The organism is Kocuria sp. ChxB, assembly GCF_044359605.1.
Classification (GTDB): Bacteria; Actinomycetota; Actinomycetes; order Actinomycetales; family Micrococcaceae; genus Kocuria; species Kocuria rhizophila.
Genome location: NZ_CP121123.1, coordinates 956,608 through 972,129 on the forward strand (window position 1 = coordinate 956,608; position 15,522 = coordinate 972,129).

General features: G+C 71.5%; 11 protein-coding genes. 1 reads left to right on the forward strand and 10 read right to left on the reverse strand.

Annotation, left to right across the window (positions count from 1 at the left end; all coding sequences use genetic code 11):
* The first annotated feature begins 132 nt into the window (after nucleotides 1-132).
* The gene (gene cpaB, locus P8S73_RS04165; RefSeq protein WP_135009751.1) at nucleotides 133-807 is read left to right on the forward strand and encodes a Flp pilus assembly protein CpaB; all 675 of its coding nucleotides are present in this window, start codon (nucleotides 133-135) and stop codon (nucleotides 805-807) included.
* Between the two features lie 90 nt (nucleotides 808-897).
* Here the strand turns inward: cpaB and P8S73_RS04170 are convergent, their stop codons facing one another.
* From P8S73_RS04170 to groES, 10 genes are all read right to left on the reverse strand, one after another.
* On the reverse strand, nucleotides 898-1,062 hold the full coding sequence (locus P8S73_RS04170) for a hypothetical protein (protein WP_235005026.1): 165 nt from the start codon (nucleotides 1,060-1,062) through the stop codon (nucleotides 898-900).
* Between the two features lie 37 nt (nucleotides 1,063-1,099).
* Entirely contained in the window at nucleotides 1,100-4,942 is a 3,843-nt protein-coding gene (locus tag P8S73_RS04175) for an ATP-binding protein (protein WP_135009749.1), read from the reverse strand.
* 96 nt (nucleotides 4,943-5,038) lie between these two features.
* Nucleotides 5,039-6,637, reverse strand: coding sequence for a glutamine-hydrolyzing GMP synthase (guaA, locus tag P8S73_RS04180; protein ID WP_039102069.1), 1,599 nt, complete (start codon nucleotides 6,635-6,637; stop codon nucleotides 5,039-5,041).
* A gap of 42 nt (nucleotides 6,638-6,679) precedes the next feature.
* Nucleotides 6,680-7,273, reverse strand: a complete 594-nt coding sequence (locus P8S73_RS04185) for a DUF3817 domain-containing protein (protein ID WP_124109781.1) — start codon at nucleotides 7,271-7,273, stop codon at nucleotides 6,680-6,682.
* Nucleotides 7,266-8,246 carry an SURF1 family protein gene (locus P8S73_RS04190; RefSeq protein ID WP_124109782.1) on the reverse strand — a complete coding sequence of 327 codons (981 nt, stop codon included), beginning with the start codon at nucleotides 8,244-8,246 and terminating at the stop codon, nucleotides 7,266-7,268. Before P8S73_RS04190 ends, P8S73_RS04185 begins: the two co-directional genes overlap by 8 nt.
* Before the next feature lie 52 nt (nucleotides 8,247-8,298).
* Nucleotides 8,299-9,420, reverse strand: a complete 1,122-nt coding sequence (locus P8S73_RS04195) for a GuaB3 family IMP dehydrogenase-related protein (protein ID WP_039102071.1) — start codon at nucleotides 9,418-9,420, stop codon at nucleotides 8,299-8,301.
* Between the two features lie 48 nt (nucleotides 9,421-9,468).
* On the reverse strand, nucleotides 9,469-10,965 hold the full coding sequence (gene guaB, locus P8S73_RS04200) for an IMP dehydrogenase (RefSeq protein ID WP_257744181.1): 1,497 nt from the start codon (nucleotides 10,963-10,965) through the stop codon (nucleotides 9,469-9,471).
* A gap of 155 nt (nucleotides 10,966-11,120) precedes the next feature.
* Complete coding sequence (locus P8S73_RS04205; protein WP_396350528.1) at nucleotides 11,121-13,214, reverse strand: acyltransferase family protein; 2,094 nt, start codon at nucleotides 13,212-13,214, stop codon at nucleotides 11,121-11,123.
* Between the two features lie 198 nt (nucleotides 13,215-13,412).
* The gene (gene groL, locus P8S73_RS04210) at nucleotides 13,413-14,999 is read right to left on the reverse strand and encodes a chaperonin GroEL (protein ID WP_039102073.1); all 1,587 of its coding nucleotides are present in this window, start codon (nucleotides 14,997-14,999) and stop codon (nucleotides 13,413-13,415) included.
* A gap of 107 nt (nucleotides 15,000-15,106) precedes the next feature.
* Nucleotides 15,107-15,403: a co-chaperone GroES gene (groES, locus tag P8S73_RS04215; protein WP_012397747.1), complete on the reverse strand. Its 297-nt coding sequence runs from the start codon at nucleotides 15,401-15,403 to the stop codon at nucleotides 15,107-15,109.
* Between the last annotated feature and the right edge of the window lie 119 nt (nucleotides 15,404-15,522).

Consider the following 15,522-nt stretch of genomic DNA (forward strand, 5'->3'; position numbering starts at 1 on the left):
CCCGCTGATCCCACGCTCCGCCCGCGGCGAGCGCCCTGCACAGTCCCGGACCGGGTGCGGCAGAGCGTGGCGCAGTGCACCGCTCGTGGAGCGCAGGCCCGGAGATGCTCCGTGCCGCCCTAGCGTCCCGGTATGAGCTCACCGCCCCGTCCGCACTATCCCCTGGGTCTGAGGCTGCGCACCGCGGTGCGCCGGCGCCACCGGCTCGTGGCCGCCGCGCTCTGCGCGCTGGCCCTCACGATTGTGTTCCTCCGGCTCGCCCCGCCCGGTGACCGGACCACCCCCGTGGTGACGGCCGCCCACGACGTTCCCGCGGGCACCGCCCTGACCGCCGAAGACCTCACCGTGTCCGAATTCCCCGTGGACATCGCGCCGGCAGCGGCCTTCACCGACATTCCCGAGGCGGGCGGGCAGACCACCACCGTGGCGCTCTCACCCGGTCAGCCGGTGACCTCCACCAGCGTGCTGGGGCCCGGGGTACTGACCGGCCAGCCCCCGGGGACGACCGCCGCCACCGTGCGGGTGAGCGATCCCGCGGTGCTGCGTCACATCCGTCCCGGGGACGCCGTGGACGTCGTGCACCATGCGGACGACGCCTCGGCCGCGCGCGGCCGCCCGGTCGCCCGCTCGGTCACGGTGCTGTGGGCCGCGGCGTCCACGTCCGGAGGCGACACATCCCTGCTCGCCCCGGCCGGGACGGACACGGACTCCGGCCTGGTGGTGCTGGCCGCTCCACGGGAGACGGCAGCGAGTCTTGCCGCGCTCGAGGGTTCCGGCCGGGTGTCACTCGTCCTTGTGGCACCGTGACCCGCTGGACGGTGACAGCGCCCCGCTCGGACCGGGAGCGCCCCACGCAGTGCGGCGGGACGGAACCCGTGGCGCGGCCGGCCCGGACGGTCAGCCCCAGTGCGGGGGCCGCTGCTCGCGCAGCCACTGCTCGTGCCCGTCCGAGGTCCCGGCCTCCCGGGGGTCCGGGGCGTCCGAGCCGAGCGACGGCGTGGCCTCGCCCCACACGGAGCTGCCCAGGGCTCGCTCCTGGTCGGGGGCGGTCCCTCCGGTCACGCGCCGGTGCGACCCGCGCCGCCGGCCACCCGAGGTCTCAGCCGACACGGTCCGCGCTCCCCTGCCCAGCGCCCGGCGCCTGGGCGGCAGCTGACCCGGCCTCACCACCCGGGAGTCCCAGGTAGCGCTGCACGAGTCCGGCCACCGTCTGCGGATCGGTGAAGACCTCCACGGACCACAGGCTCACGTAGTTCCACCCCGCGCGCTCCAGGTGCTGCGGGATCAGCCGGGAACGTTCGCGCACGCTCAGGGCACGGCTGCGGTCGGAGCCGTCCGACTGCAGGGCCACGGGAATCCGGACGGGAGCGTCGTCGTCCCCGCGGTGCAGGACCGCGCCGGCGGAGAGCGACTCGGCATCCGCGTGCGCCGCCATGTCCACGGCGTGCGCGTAGCCGGTGTGCACGGTGGCTCCGGCGGCACGCAGCCGCCGCGCGAGGTCTGCCACGAGCGCATCGGTCGCGGCCCCGGGGTCGTCCACGGGTGCCGGGGCGCGCTCGGACGTGGTCTCCTCCCCGAACAGCACCTCGAGCATGTGGTACATGTCCTTGGCACCGTGCTGCAGCCGCCGCAGCTCGGTGTCCTTGGGGTGGATGGACGTCACGATGTGGGTGTGGCGACGCGAGCGGGTCATCCCCCGCACGAACGCCTGGCGGCCGTCCCGCTCGGAGAGCGATCCCAGCTGGGGGGTGCTGCGCCCGGAGGTGGTCCGTCCGAAGCCCAGCGAGAAGATCACGGTGTCCCGTTCGATGCCGGCCGCCCGGTGCAGCTCCACCACCCGGAAGGACTCGTGGCCCGGCGCGAAGAACTCCGCGGACTCCCCGGACTCGCGCAGCCTGCGCTGCACCGCCTGCGCCACGCGGGCGGCGTGCATCGCGCTCGCGGTCACCACGGCCAGCGAGCGCTCCGGGTGGCGCGCCGCGTGGGCGAAGACCAGGTCCACGGTGCGCTGGACCTCTGCCGCCGGGGCCTGGACGCCCTCGCTCCCGGCCGTGAGCACACCCACACCGTCCACCACGTACTCCGCGGAGAGACCCGTGGTGGCGCCCATGAGCTCCGAGGCGTAGGGCACCCGGGTCAGCGCGCCGTCGTAGAAGGCCTCGTTGAGGTAGGAGAACAGGCGGGGGTCCATGGGACGGCGCACCGAGGTCAGTGAGCGGGAGTCCACCACGCGGGACAGCGTCTCGAACGCGGAGTCCACCTCGGTCACGGGCTGCGGGGTGTCCCGCGCGCTCACGCGGGGAGCCACCGTGAACGGCTGCGGACCTCCCGCGTGGGGGTCGCCGAAGGCGATCACCTGCTCCGCCTTGACCACCGCCGGGAGCGTTGCCGCCAGCGGCGTGGACTCGGCGTCCAGGATCACGACGGCGTCCACGGCCTGCTCGTCACCGAGGGTCGCCGTGAGCACGAGCGGACTGGCCGTCCACACGGGCACCAGGGAGGGCGTGAGGCGCTGGACCCGGTCCAGCTCCTCGGTGCGGGCCCGTCCGCTGCGCAGCATGTCGCGCAGGGTGCGTGCCTCCCGCGGGAACCGCTTGGCATCACGGGCCCACCGTGTGGCCAGCTCGTGCTCCAGCCGAGCCGGGGCCGCGGCGATGTGCGCGGAGTCGGCACGCCGGAAGGCGGACTCCGTCCTGCGCAGCTGGGAACCGTCCGGCATGGCCACGAAGTCGTCTCCGCTGATCATGGCTTCGAGGACGGACTGCCACCACGCCAGCTCGAGCTCGTCGTCCACCTGCTCGGCGGGCACGCCCCGGGACTCGAGGTCCGCGAGGAACTCCCCCAGACCACGGGCCCGCAGGTCCTCGAGCAGCACGGTCCGCTCGGGAAGGGTGCTCAGGTGGGCCTCGTCGTTGATCAGTTCGTCCAGGATCACCTGGAGCTCGTCCACGGTGGCGGTCTCCAGCCGGGCCGCGGTGACCGAGCCCTCCAGGGCGATGGCCAGGCCCTCGAGGTCCTCCCGGAAGCGGCGGTGGGTGCGCAGGGTCTCCTCCGCGCGGTCGGACACGGCCGGCTGCTCCAGGGTGGTGGCCCACTGCCGCCAGCGGTCCCGCTCGGACTGCACCTTCACCAGCGCGGCGTGCAGGTCGGACAGGTGCACGCCCGGGCGGATGTACTCCTTGGCCGCCTTGCGCAGCCGGGAGCGCTGCAGTCCGCTGAGCTCGATCTCGTGGTCGCGGCGCCAGGACGCGGAGGCCGTGGCGGCAATCAGGTCCGTGACGGGGCGGTCGTAGATGTCCGGGGTGAGGTGGCGCAGCGAGTTGCCCACGTCGATCACCAGCTCGAGCTGCTGCTCCCACTCCGCGATCGTGGAGCCCACCCGCAGCCCGGACACGCCCAGGACGTGGCGCATGGCGGTGGACAGCGTGGTCAGCTCCAGCAGGAGGGACTTCGCGAGGTCGTGGGCCTGGCGGGCCTCGTCGTCGTTGACCAGGCGGGCACCGTGCCACGGGCCCGCGAGCGTGGCCGGGTCGAAGGCCCCCAGGGCGGCGGCGCGCTGCAGCTGGCGCCGCACCTCGCCGCGGTGGGACACGGCGTCGAGCACGGAGCGCCGGAAGCGCACCGTGGTCTGGGGCCCGGGATCCCGAGCGGTCAGCTCCGCGAGGGCCTGCATGGCCTCGTAGGGGGACGCCTGCCAGCGCGGCCGGCGGGTGTGCAGCGACTCCTCGTGCACGCGCAGCTGCTCCCGGGTGCGCTGCAGCGCCTCCCGGATCGGCTCGGTGTGCGGTTCCTGGGTGCGCTCGTTGCGGGCCACCGCGCGCACGAGCCGCTCGGCGACGTCGTCCGGGCTCAGGTGGGAGCCCAGCGGGAGCACGAGCGAGTCCAGTCCCGTGCGGTTCCAGGCGCGGTTGAAGGCGGCCAGCGTGGTGCGGGACTCGCCCAGCACCAGCACACTGCGCCCGCGGTGCACCAGGGCGCCCACGGTGGAGACCACGGTGTCCACCGCGGCGGTTCCCACCGGGGTGCCCACCACGAAGCTCTTGCCCTGCTCCGCGAGGTCCACAACCTCCTGCTGGTTCGCGTCCAGGTCCGTGAGCAGCAGCTCGTCCGCGGGATCCCGCTGGTCCAGGGCGGGGGCGTCGTTGGTGAGGGCGTGCACCACGGGCAGCTTGCCCACCTCGGAGTTCTTCAGGCGCGCCAGGTCCTGCACCAGGCGGGTGCGGGCCACCACGTGCTCGTCCGCCGGACGCTCGTGCAGGTCCGCGAACGTGGAGACCACCAGCTGGTGCTCCACGTGCATCCCGGGGACCTCCACAGCGAGTTGCCGCAGGGTCTCGAGCACAGGGGCGGGGTCCAGCTTGCGCGTGCCGTACGCCAGCCGGGACATCTCCGCGGTGGCCAGCTCCACACCGTGGTCCTCCCGGAGCCTGCGCACCAGCGCGGGGTTCAGGTGCGCCGGTCCCACGATGTGCAGCTCGAAGTCCTTGTGGTCCGGGCGCAGCTTCACGGTCACCGGCGCCAGCAGGACCGGGGCGATGAAGCGCCGCAGCCCGTCCGCCACGGGGTCCGCGAGCCAGGAGGCGGTGCCCGCCGCGAGGTATGCTGCGTCCAGCCCGTGACCCACGGACAGCTCGTGGATCTTGGTGCGCAGCGCACGGGCGGAGCGCACCGCGCGGTCGTACGCGGGGGTGTTCTGGTGGATCATCGTGGACAGCCGCGTGGGCCGCTGCATCAGCAGCTGCGCCTGCCCCGAGGAGTTGGCCTCCGTGAGGTCGATGCACACGTTGTCCACCTGGTTGAAGTCCAGGAGAGTGTCCGGCCCCGTGTACGCGTCCATCTGCTGGGTCCACGCGCGCAGGGACACGCGGGGGTGCTCCTGGGGCCCCGGCGTGGCGTCCGTGTCCTGGGGGGTGGGTCGCGGGCTGTCCTGGGGTGTCGGCATGGTGCTCCTACTCACGAGTGCGCCGGTCCGCGCGCCACGGGGGACGTGGGGCCGACCGGCGCACCGGGACTGACGATGGCTCTCAGAGGGCGGGGATCACTCCCACTCGATGGTTCCCGGCGGCTTGGACGTCACGTCCAGGACCACGCGGTTGATCTCCTCGACCTCGTTGGTGATGCGGTTGGACACTCGGGCCAGCAGCTCGGAGGGTAGCCGGGACCAGTCGGCGGTCATGGCGTCCTCGGAGCTGACCGGGCGCAGCACGATCGGGTGGCCGTACGTGCGGCCATCACCCTGCACGCCCACCGAGCGGACGTCCGCGAGCAGGACCACGGGCATCTGCCAGACCTCGTCGTCCAGGCCCGCCCGGGTGAGCTCTTCACGGGCGATCGCGTCAGCGCGGCGCAGCACGTCCAGGCGCTCCTGCGTGACCTCGCCGATGATGCGGATGCCCAGGCCCGGACCCGGGAAGGGCTGGCGGCCCACGATGTTCTCGGGAAGCCCGAGCTCGCGGCCCACCGCGCGCACCTCGTCCTTGAACAGGGCCCGCAGCGGCTCCACGAGCTCGAACTGCAGGTCCTCGGGGAGTCCGCCCACGTTGTGGTGGCTCTTGATGTTGGCCGCGCCCTCGCCACCGCCGGACTCGACGACGTCCGGGTAGAGGGTGCCCTGGACCAGGAACCGCACGGGCTGGCCGTCCTGGGCCTCCTCGCGCAGCACCTTCTCCTCGGCGGCCTCGAACGCGCGGATGAACTCCCGGCCGATGGCCTTGCGCTTGGTCTCGGGGTCCGTGACGCCCTTGAGCGCGTCCAGGAAACGGTCCTGCTCGCGGGCGATGTGGAGCTTGACGCCCGTGGCGGCCACGTAGTCCTTCTCCACCTGCTCGACCTCGTCCTGACGCATCAGCCCGTGGTCGACCAGGACGCACGTGAGGCGATCGCCGATGGCGCGCTGCACGAGGGCCGCGGCCACCGCGGAGTCGACGCCGCCGGAGAGCCCGCACAGCGCCTTGCCGTCGCCCACCTGGGCACGGATCGCGGCCACCTGCTCCTCGATGATGTTGCCGGTGGACCACGTGGGGGTCAGCTGCGCGCCGTTGAAGAGGAAGTTCTCCAGCACCTTCTGGCCGAACGCGGAGTGCTTGACCTCGGGGTGCCACTGCACGCCGTAGAGGCGGCGCTCGCGGTTCTCGAAGGCGGCCACGGGGGCACCCTCGGTGGTGGCCAGCGTGGTGAACCCCTCGGGGGCGGCCGTGACGGAGTCTCCGTGGCTCATCCACACGGTCTGCACGTCCGGGGTGCCGTCCAGCAGGGTGCCCACGGCGGTGTCCGGGCACGTGGCGGTGGTGGCGCCGTACTCGCGCACACCGGTGCGCTCCACGGTGCCGCCCAGGGCGTTGGCCATGACCTGGAACCCGTAGCAGATGCCCAGCACGGGCACCCCGGCCTCGAACAGCTCGGCGTCGCGCTGCGGCGCACCGGGCGCGTACACGGAGGCGGGACCGCCGGAGAGGATCAGCGCGGCAGGGTTGCGCGCGAGGATCTGCTCGGTGGACCAGGTGTGCGGGACGATCTCGGAGTACACGTTCGCCTCGCGGACCCGGCGGGCGATCAGCTGCGCGTACTGCGCACCGTAATCGACCACGAGGACCGGGCGCTGCTCCAGTTCGCTCAGGGTGTCAGGGGTTTCAGTCACGCCCTCAAGTCTAGAACACGCACGGGCCTCCCCCGGCGGGGCTCAGTAGCGCTTGGCCGCCTTGGGGTTGGCCGCGAGCTCTGCCTCGGTGGAGCGGTGGATCTTGCGCTCCACGATGAAGGAGAGGAACGGCACCACGCCGCCCAGGGCCATGACGACGAGCTGGGCGAAGGGCCACCGCATGAGGGACCACACGCGCAGGCACGAGAGGAGGTAGAACACGTAGAACCAGCCGTGGACGATCAGGATCCACGTGGAGATGTTCACGCCGCCGGCCAGGTTCTCCAGCTCCAGGTTCTGCCACCCCAGCGCGACGGTCTCGCCCGTCACCTTGTCGGTGCCGCCGGCAATCAAATCGTAGCCAAATCCGTAGCGGGTGATCATCTCGACCACGAGCAGCAGCAGGAAGGTGCCGGAGATCCACGCGAACACCTTGTAGATCGTCAGCGCGCCGCGGATCTGCGCCTCGGTGCCGCCGAAGCGGCGCCGGGGCTTGAGCGCCGCGGCCTTGGCACGCACGCTGTCCGGCACGGTGGCCCGCTCGGGGCTCGCGTCCTCGGGGGCGCTCACCCGCACGCCGTCGGTGCGGCGGACCGGGCGGGGCTGCGGATCGGAGTGCGGCGTGGGGTCAGTCATCAGAGGCTCCGTTGTCGGATCGCGGGGTGGCGCGGGGCCCGGCGGAGCGGTCCGCCCCGGCCACCGCGGGCTGGTCGTCGAAGTAGTAGTAGCGCTGGTCCTGGGCGTCCCAGTAGTAGTAGGACTGCTCGGACTCGTCCCAGAAGTAGTCGCCGTCGAAGTAGAAGTACTGCTCGGGGTTCTGACGGCGCAGGTAGTCGTCCCGCACGAAACGCCACCACAGGAAAACCGCGAAGCCCGCGAACACCACCCACTCCACGGCGTAGAAGAGGTTCAGCGCGTGGACGGACGTGTCCGTGGGCTGCTGGTCGATCTGCAGCTCTGCGAGCCCCTCCCCCATGGGAGCCGCCGACGCCGCCAGGGTCCCTTCCGGCGTCACGGGCGCGGGCTGCGCGGCCGGGTTCTCCGAGAACGAGGCCACGTACCCGGCGTACACCGGAGCGTCCCACAGGTTGCTCAGCTGCGCCGAGGCCACGGTGCTCACCTGGTCGGCGGGCAGGGCCTCGCTCGGCAGGGGCGACTCCGTGGGCATGAGCCTGCCGATCACCCGGACCTCGCCCGACGGCGCGGCGGGCACCTCGTCCGGGGAGGCCACCCACCCGCGGGCCACGGCGATGGAGAGGTCCTCGTCCGCGGCGTCCCAGCGGTCCTGCGAACCGGGGATCACCAGCTGCGAGACCACCCAGTACCCCGAGTTGCCGTCGTGCAGACGTCCGGGCACCAGGACCGTGGAGTCGGGGGCGTAGCGCCCCGTCACGGAGACCACGTGGTCCGCCTGCTGGGCCGAGGTCGGCTCGCCGGGGGTGGTGACGGTCTCGAGCGCGGAGACACGGTCCTTGGCAGGGTCCGCCACCGTGGTCGCACTGCGGGACGCGTTCAGCTGCCACGCGCTCAGCCCCACGAACAGGGACGCCACGAGCAGCGCCACGGCCAGGAAGGCCAGTGAACGGGGGCGCAGCGCGGTTTTGAGCACGACCCAACACTACTGGCCCGCCCTGGGCGTTCTCCAAACCCCCGGCGTCCGCTCAGCTGCGGATGACCACCTCGGCCCGCTGGAACTCCTTGAGGTCCGAGTATCCGGTGGTGGCCATGGCCCGGCGCAGCGCGCCCATCACGTTGGAGGAGCCGTCCACGTGGCGCGAGGGCCCGTTGAGCAGCTCGTCCAGGGGACCCACCGTGCCCACGTGGGTGCGCACGCCGCGGGGCGAGTGCGGGTTGTGCGCCTCCGCGCCCCACAGCCAGCCCTGCCCGGGGGCCTCCTCCGCACGGGCCAGCAGCGTGCCGAGCATCACGGCGTCGGCGCCCATGGCAATGGCCTTGACGATGTCGCCCGAGGTGCCCAGACCGCCGTCGGCGATCACGTGGACGTAGCGCCCGCCGGACTCGTCGAGGTAGTCGCGGCGGGCCGCGGCGACGTCCGAGATGGCCGAGGCCATGGCGGCGTGGATGCCCAGGATGGACTCGGTGCGCAGGGACGCTCCCCCGCCGAAGCCCACGAGCACGCCGGCCGCGCCCGTGCGCATGAGGTGCAGTGCCGGGGTGTAGCCCGCGGCACCGCCCACGATCACGGGGACGTCGAGGTCGTAGATGAACTGCTTGAGGTCCAGCGGATCCTGCGTCTTGGACACGTGCTCCGCGGAGACTGTGGTGCCGCGGATCACGAAGAGGTCCACGCCCGCCTCGAGCACCGTGCGGTAGTGCTCCACCACACGCTGCGGGGACAGCGAACCGGAGACGATCACCCCGGCCTCGCGGATCTCCGCCAGCCGGGCGGTGATCAGCCCGGGCTGGACGGGCGCGGAGTAGAGCTCCTGCATGCGGCGCGTGGCCTGCGGAAGGTTCTCCGAGCTGAGGTCGGCGATCTCGTCCAGGACCGGCTGCGGGTCCTCGTAGCGCGTCCAGAGGCCCTCGAGGTCCAGCACGCCCAGCCCACCGGCGCGGCCCAGGTCGATCGCGGTGGCCGGGGACATCACCGAGTCCATGGGTGCGCCCACCACGGGGATGTCGAACTGGTAGGCGTCGATCTGCCACGCCGTGCTCACGTCCCGGGGATCGCGCGTGCGCCGGGAGGGCACCAGGGCGATCTCGTCCAGGCTGAACGTGCGGCGGGCGCGTTTGGATCGCCCGATTTCGATGTCGTAGCTCACGTGGGGTCCTTTCACCGCGCAGGGCGCACGGGGGATGTGCGGTGCGGGTCAGCGCTTGTAGTTGGGGGCTTCCACCGTCATGGTGATGTCGTGCGGGTGGGACTCCTTGAGCCCGGCCGGGGTGATCCGCACGAAGCGACCCTTGTGCTTGAGCTCGTCCACGCTGTGCGCGCCCACGTAGAACATGGTCTGACGCAGCCCGCCGTCCAGCTGGTGCAGCACGGAGGACAGCGGCCCGCGGTAGGGCACCTGACCCTCGATGCCCTCGGGGATCAGCTTTTCGTCGTCGGAGACGTCCGCCTGGAAGTAGCGGTCCTTGGAGTAGGAGGTGTTCTTGCCGCGGGACTGCATGGCGCCCAGCGAGCCCATGCCCCGGTAGGCCTTGAACTGCTTGCCCTGCACGAACACGAGCTCCCCCGGGGACTCGTCGCAGCCCGCGAGCAGCGAGCCGAGCATCACGGAGTCCGCGCCGGCCACGAGCGCCTTGCCGATGTCGCCGGAGAACTGCAGGCCACCGTCCGCGATGAGCGGCACACCGGCGGGAATCGTGACCTGGGCGGCCTCGTTGATCGCGGTGATCTGCGGGACGCCCACGCCCGCGATGATGCGGGTGGTGCAGATGGAGCCCGGACCCACGCCCACCTTCACGGCGTCTGCGCCGGCGTCCACGATCGCCTGCGCACCGGCGCGCGTGGCCGCCTGGCCGCCGATCACGTCCACGTGCGCCGCCGCGGACTCCTTCTTGAGCCGGGCGATCATCTCCAGCACGCCCTGGGAGTGGCCGTTGGCGGTGTCGATGAACAGCGCGTCCACCCCGGCTTCCACCAGGGTCATCGCGCGCTCCCAGCCGTCGCCGAAGAAGCCCACGGCGGCGCCCACGCGCAGCCGCCCCTCGTCGTCCTTGGTGGCCAGGGGGTACTGCTCCGCCTTGGTGAAGTCCTTGACGGTGATGAGCCCGGTGAGCCGGTCCTGCTCGTCCACCAGCGGCAGCTTCTCGATCTTGTGCTTCGCGAGCAGCGCGTGGGCCTCGTCCTTGCCCATGCCCACCTTGCCCGTGACGAGCGGCATGGGGGTCATCACGTCGCGCACCAGGCGGGTGTCGAAGTCGCTCTCCGGCAGGTAGCGGGTGTCGCGGTTGGTGATGATGCCCAGCAGCCGCTGGTCCTCGTCCACCACGGGCAGCCCGGAGACCTTGAAGTAGCCGCACAGCCGGTCCAGCTCGGCGAGCGTGGCGTCCGGGGACACCGTCACGGGGTTGGTGATCATCCCGGACTCGCTGCGCTTCACACGGTCCACGTGGTCCGCCTGGTCCTGGATGGACAGGTTGCGGTGGATCACACCCATGCCGCCCTGACGGGCCATGGAGATGGCCATGGCGGACTCGGTCACGGTGTCCATGGCGGCGGAGAGCACGGGCGCCTGCAGCGTGATCCGGCGCGAGAGGCGCGTGCTGGTGGAGGCCTCCGAGGGGATCACGTCCGTGTTGCCGGGGAGCAACAGGACGTCGTCGTAGGTCAGTCCGGTGAAGCCGAACGGATCGTCCATGAGTGCCGTGGGCACGTTGTCAGACACGGGTAGTCCCTTCCACGCGAGAATGTCGCCCCCAGTCTACGGGCCGGGCCGCGCGCTCCCCCCGCCCCACAGCCCTCGTCGTCACGGGTGCGTGCGACGACGCCGCTGCCGCGCCCCGCGAGCTCGCCTCAGCCCTCGGACTCCACGGCCGCCACGAGGTCCTCCCGCAGCAGGGGCGCCATGCTGCGCGCGTAGTCCCACGTGAGGTGGTGGAAGTCCAGCCACACGTTCACGTTGCCGATCACGGGAGCGCACACGTCCTGCGGGCAGATCAGGGGGGTGGGGTCGATGCCCGTGTAGCCCGGGATGGACTCCAGGGACCGCGCGGGGTTCTCCGCGGCGAGCACCTCGTCCTTCTCCGTGGTGCAGGACGGGTCCTCGCGTCCCTTCTCCGCGACGCACCGGGTGGGGTCGTAGCCCAGACGGGGGTTGTCCCGGAACCCCACCACCGTGGTGCCGTCCGCAGTGAGGTCCCGGACGATCGGCTCCAGTCCGGCCACGGTGTGCTCGGCTGCCCCGTCCATGAGTTCGGCCCGCGTGGAGGTGGTCAGAACGGCATCGGGCTGCAGCTGGTCGAGGTATTCCAGGACCGCCTCGTTGCCCTTCCGGCACTCCGGGGTCTGGCCCTCCACGCCCAGTCCGCACCCGGGCTGCAGCACGGAGACCAGCTGCCAGTTCTCCTCCTCGGCCACCGGGATCACGGCACCCATGTACTGCTCCATGTGGGAGTTGCCCACCACGGCGACCACCTTGGTGGGATTCTCCACCGGCTCGGTCTGGCGGCAGAAGCCCTGCGCCACCGAGTTCTGGGAGGTGAACTCGCCGCTGCAGCGCTCGGGCAGCCCCACCCACTGGTCCGTCGTCGAGGCGGGCAGCGCCGGAGCGTCGGGGTCCCCCTCGAACTCGAAGCCGGGCTCCAGCACCCGGGCGCCGGGGTTGTTGAGCTCCGCCTGCGCCTCGAGCTTCGTCTCCCGTCGTTCCTCCACGGCTGCCCAGGAACCCGCCACGGCCAGCACCAGGCTCATGCACACCGCGATCACCAGCCCCAGCCGCCAGTTCTTCGCCTCCGGCCACGCCCAGTTCTTCAGGGGCGTCTCCACCAGACGGGTCAGCAGCAGCGCCAGGAGCACCGAGACCACCACGATCGCCACGCCGGAGCGCGGCCCCGCCACGGGGCGGTCACGGACCACCAGGTAGGTGATCAGCAGGGGCCAGTGCACCAGGTAGAGGGCGTAGGCCGAGTCACCCATCCGCACCACCGGACCCCACGAGAGGAAACGGTCGAATCCCCACCGCGAACCCGACTGCCCGGCCACGATGATCGCCGCGGCAGAGAGCAGGGGCCACAGTGCGATCCACCCCGGGAACGCGCCCTGCACGTCCACGAGGATGCCCACGGACACCATGCTCACGAAACCAGCCCATCCCAGAAGCACCCGCAGCCCACGGTTCGGCCGCAGGTACGGAATGGCCAGAGCCACCAGGGACCCCAGCGCGAACTCCCACAGCCGGGCGCGGGTGTCGAAGTACGCGAACGCCTGCTGGGTGTGCGTGGTGATCACCGAGAACGCCAGCGAGACCGCGAAGACCGCCCCGAAGCACACCGCGAGCACGGGCACGCTGCTGCGCCCCGTGCGCCGCTTGACCAGCCACGCGAGTGCGAAGATCAACGGCCAGACCAGGAACACCTGACCCTGCACCGACAGCGACCAGAAGTGCTGGAACGGGGACGCGCTGGAGTGGTCCGCCGCGTAGTAGTCCACGGCGTTGAACGCCAGCGACCAGTTCTCCACGTACAGGATCGACGCCACACCTTGGGAGCGGAAAGCGGCTGCGTCCTGCACCGGGTAGAACAGCCACAGCAGCACGAAGGTGCCCAGGACCACCAGCGTGGCCAGGGGCAGCAGACGTTTGAACGTGTGCAGCCAGTACCGCCCCAGTGCGAGCGGACGCCCGCCCTCGATCTTGCGCACGAAGGACGAGGTCATGAAGAAGGCGGAGATGAACAGGAAGATGTCCACACCACCGGAGACCCGGCCCATGAACACGTGGTAGACCACCACGAGCAGCACGGCCACCGCGCGCAGACCCTGCACCTCGGGACGGAACCCCGAGTACCGGGACACCCGGTCGGAGGGTCTCGATCCCCCGGCGCCGCCGCTCCCCGCACCCCAGGGAGGGGTCCTCGCGGACTCGGGAGACGGGACCGTGGAGAAGTGCATCGCATCAGGTTAGGCCGGGGGCGCAGGCAGGTCCAACCACGGCTCCGCTCGCGCGGACCCCCGGTGGGCCGCGTGCTGGCCTGCGCACAGCACGACGGCGGCCCCCTCCCGCAGGAGGGGGCCGCCGTGCCGATCAACCGCTCACCACGTGGCGCGTGCCGCAGAGGGCGGGGCGCTCACTGGAGCGACGAGGGGTGATCAGTCCTCGTCCTGGTCCTTCTTCTCGGCCACCAGGGTCTCGGTGGTGAGCACGAGGGCCGCGATGGAGGCCGCGTTCTGCAGAGCGGAACGGGTGACCTTCACGGGGTCGATGATGCCCGCCGAGAGCAGGTTCTCGTACTCGCCGGTCAGGGCGTTGTACCCGTTGCCGGGCTCCATCTCGGCCACGCGGGAGGCCACCACGTTGCCGTCCTGGCCCGCGTTCTCCGCGATCCAGCGCAGGGGCTGCGTGAGGGCGCGGCGCACGATGTTCACGGCCGTGGCGGCGTCGCCGTCCAGGCCGAGGTCCGTGCCGTCCAGGGACTTCGAGGCGTGGACCAGGGCGGAGCCGCCGCCGGCCACGATGCCCTCCTCGAGCGCGGCACGCGTGGAGGACACGGCGTCCTCGATGCGGTGCTTGCGCTCCTTCTGCTCCACCTCGGTGGCGGCGCCGACCTTGATCACGGAGATGCCGCCGGCGAGGCGCGCGAGGCGCTCCTGCAGCTTCTCGCGGTCCCACTCGGAGTCCGTGCGCGCGATCTCGGAGCGGATCTCCGCCACGCGCTCGGCCACGGCGTCGGAGGAGCCCGCGCCGTCCACCAGGGTGGTCTGGTTCTTGGTCACCGTGATGCGGCGGGCGCGACCCAGCTGGGAGAGCTCCACGCCCTCCAGGGAGATGCCGAGCTCCGGGGTGATCACGGTGGCGTCCGTGAGCACCGCGAGGTCCTGCATGATCGCCTTGCGGCGGTCGCCGAAGCCGGGGGCCTTCAGTGCCACGACGTCCAGCGTGCCGCGCAGCTTGTTGACCACGAGGGTGGACAGGGCCTCGCCCTCGACGTCCTCGGCGATGATGGTCAGCGGCTTCTTGGCCTGCAGCACCTTCTCCAGCACGGGCATGAGGTCCTGGATGGCGGAGATCTTGCCCTGGAACAGCAGCACGTAGGTGTCGTCCAGGACGGCCTCCTGGCGCTCCTGGTCCGTGATGAAGGACGGGGACAGGTAGCCCTTGTCGAACTGCATGCCCTCGGTGACGTCCAGCTCCACCTCGGTGGAGGAGCCGTCCTCGATGGTGATGACGCCGTCCGTGCCCACGGTCTCGAAGGCCCGGGCGATCAGCTCGCCGATCTCCTCGGACTGGGCGGAGATCGCGGCCACGTGGGCCACGTCCTTGCCCTCCACGGGGCGGGCGTTGTCCAGCAGGCGCTGGGACACGGTGGCCACGGCGGCCTCGACACCGCGCTTGATGTCGCTGGGGGCGGCACCGGCGGCCACGTTGCGCAGGCCCTCCTTCACGATGGCCTGCGCGAGCACGGTGGCGGTGGTGGTGCCGTCACCGGCGACGTCGTTGGTCTTGGTGGCCACTTCCTTGGCCAGCTGGGCGCCGAGGTTCTCGTACGGGTCCTCGAGCTCCACCTCACGGGCGATGGTCACGCCGTCGTTGGTGATGGTGGGCGCGCCCCACTTCTTGTCCAGGACCACGTTGCGGCCGCGGGGGCCGAGGGTGACCTTGACGGTGTCGGCCAGGCGGTTCACGCCGGCCTCGAGCGCTTTGCGAGCGGTGTCGTCGAACACCAACTGCTTGGGCATGTGAGTTGCTCCTTAGGGAACCGGGAAGACTGCGGAGACGACGCACGCGGTGCCCGCGGCCCGTTCCCGGGCGGGCGGGCACCGCGTACGAAAAGGGTGTGGAGAAGCTACTTCTCGATGACGGCCAGCACGTCGCGCGCCGGGAGCACCAGGTACTCCTCGCCGTTGTACTTGACCTCGGTCCCGCCGTACTTGGAGAAGATGACCAGGTCACCCTCGTTGACGTCCACGGGGATGCGGTTGCCCTTGTCGTCCACGCGGCCCGGGCCCACGGCCAGGACGGTGCCCTCCTGGGGCTTCTCCTTGGCGGTGTCCGGGATGACCAGACCGGAGGCGGTGGTCTGTTCAGCGGCCAGCGGCTGAACCACGATGCGATCCTCGAGGGGCTTGATGGAGACCGACACGATCTCTCCCTTTCTTCTAGGCGTGTGAGACGGTGTGCGTCCGCCGCGTGCCATGGGGTCCCATGACGGCGAGCGCCACAGGCCAGTTGGCGTGCCAACCGTCGTCGCGGTGCCGATTG

Coding starts and splice junctions, on each gene's coding strand:
- guaB (WP_257744181.1), bottom strand. CDS start 10,965: ATGGACGATCCGTTCGGCTTCACCGGACTGACCTACGACGACGTCCTG.
- cpaB (WP_135009751.1), top strand. CDS start 133: ATGAGCTCACCGCCCCGTCCGCACTATCCCCTGGGTCTGAGGCTGCGC.
- groL (WP_039102073.1), bottom strand. CDS start 14,999: ATGCCCAAGCAGTTGGTGTTCGACGACACCGCTCGCAAAGCGCTCGAG.
- P8S73_RS04185 (WP_124109781.1), bottom strand. CDS start 7,273: ATGACTGACCCCACGCCGCACTCCGATCCGCAGCCCCGCCCGGTCCGC.
- P8S73_RS04175 (WP_135009749.1), bottom strand. CDS start 4,942: ATGCCGACACCCCAGGACAGCCCGCGACCCACCCCCCAGGACACGGAC.
- P8S73_RS04205 (WP_396350528.1), bottom strand. CDS start 13,214: ATGCACTTCTCCACGGTCCCGTCTCCCGAGTCCGCGAGGACCCCTCCC.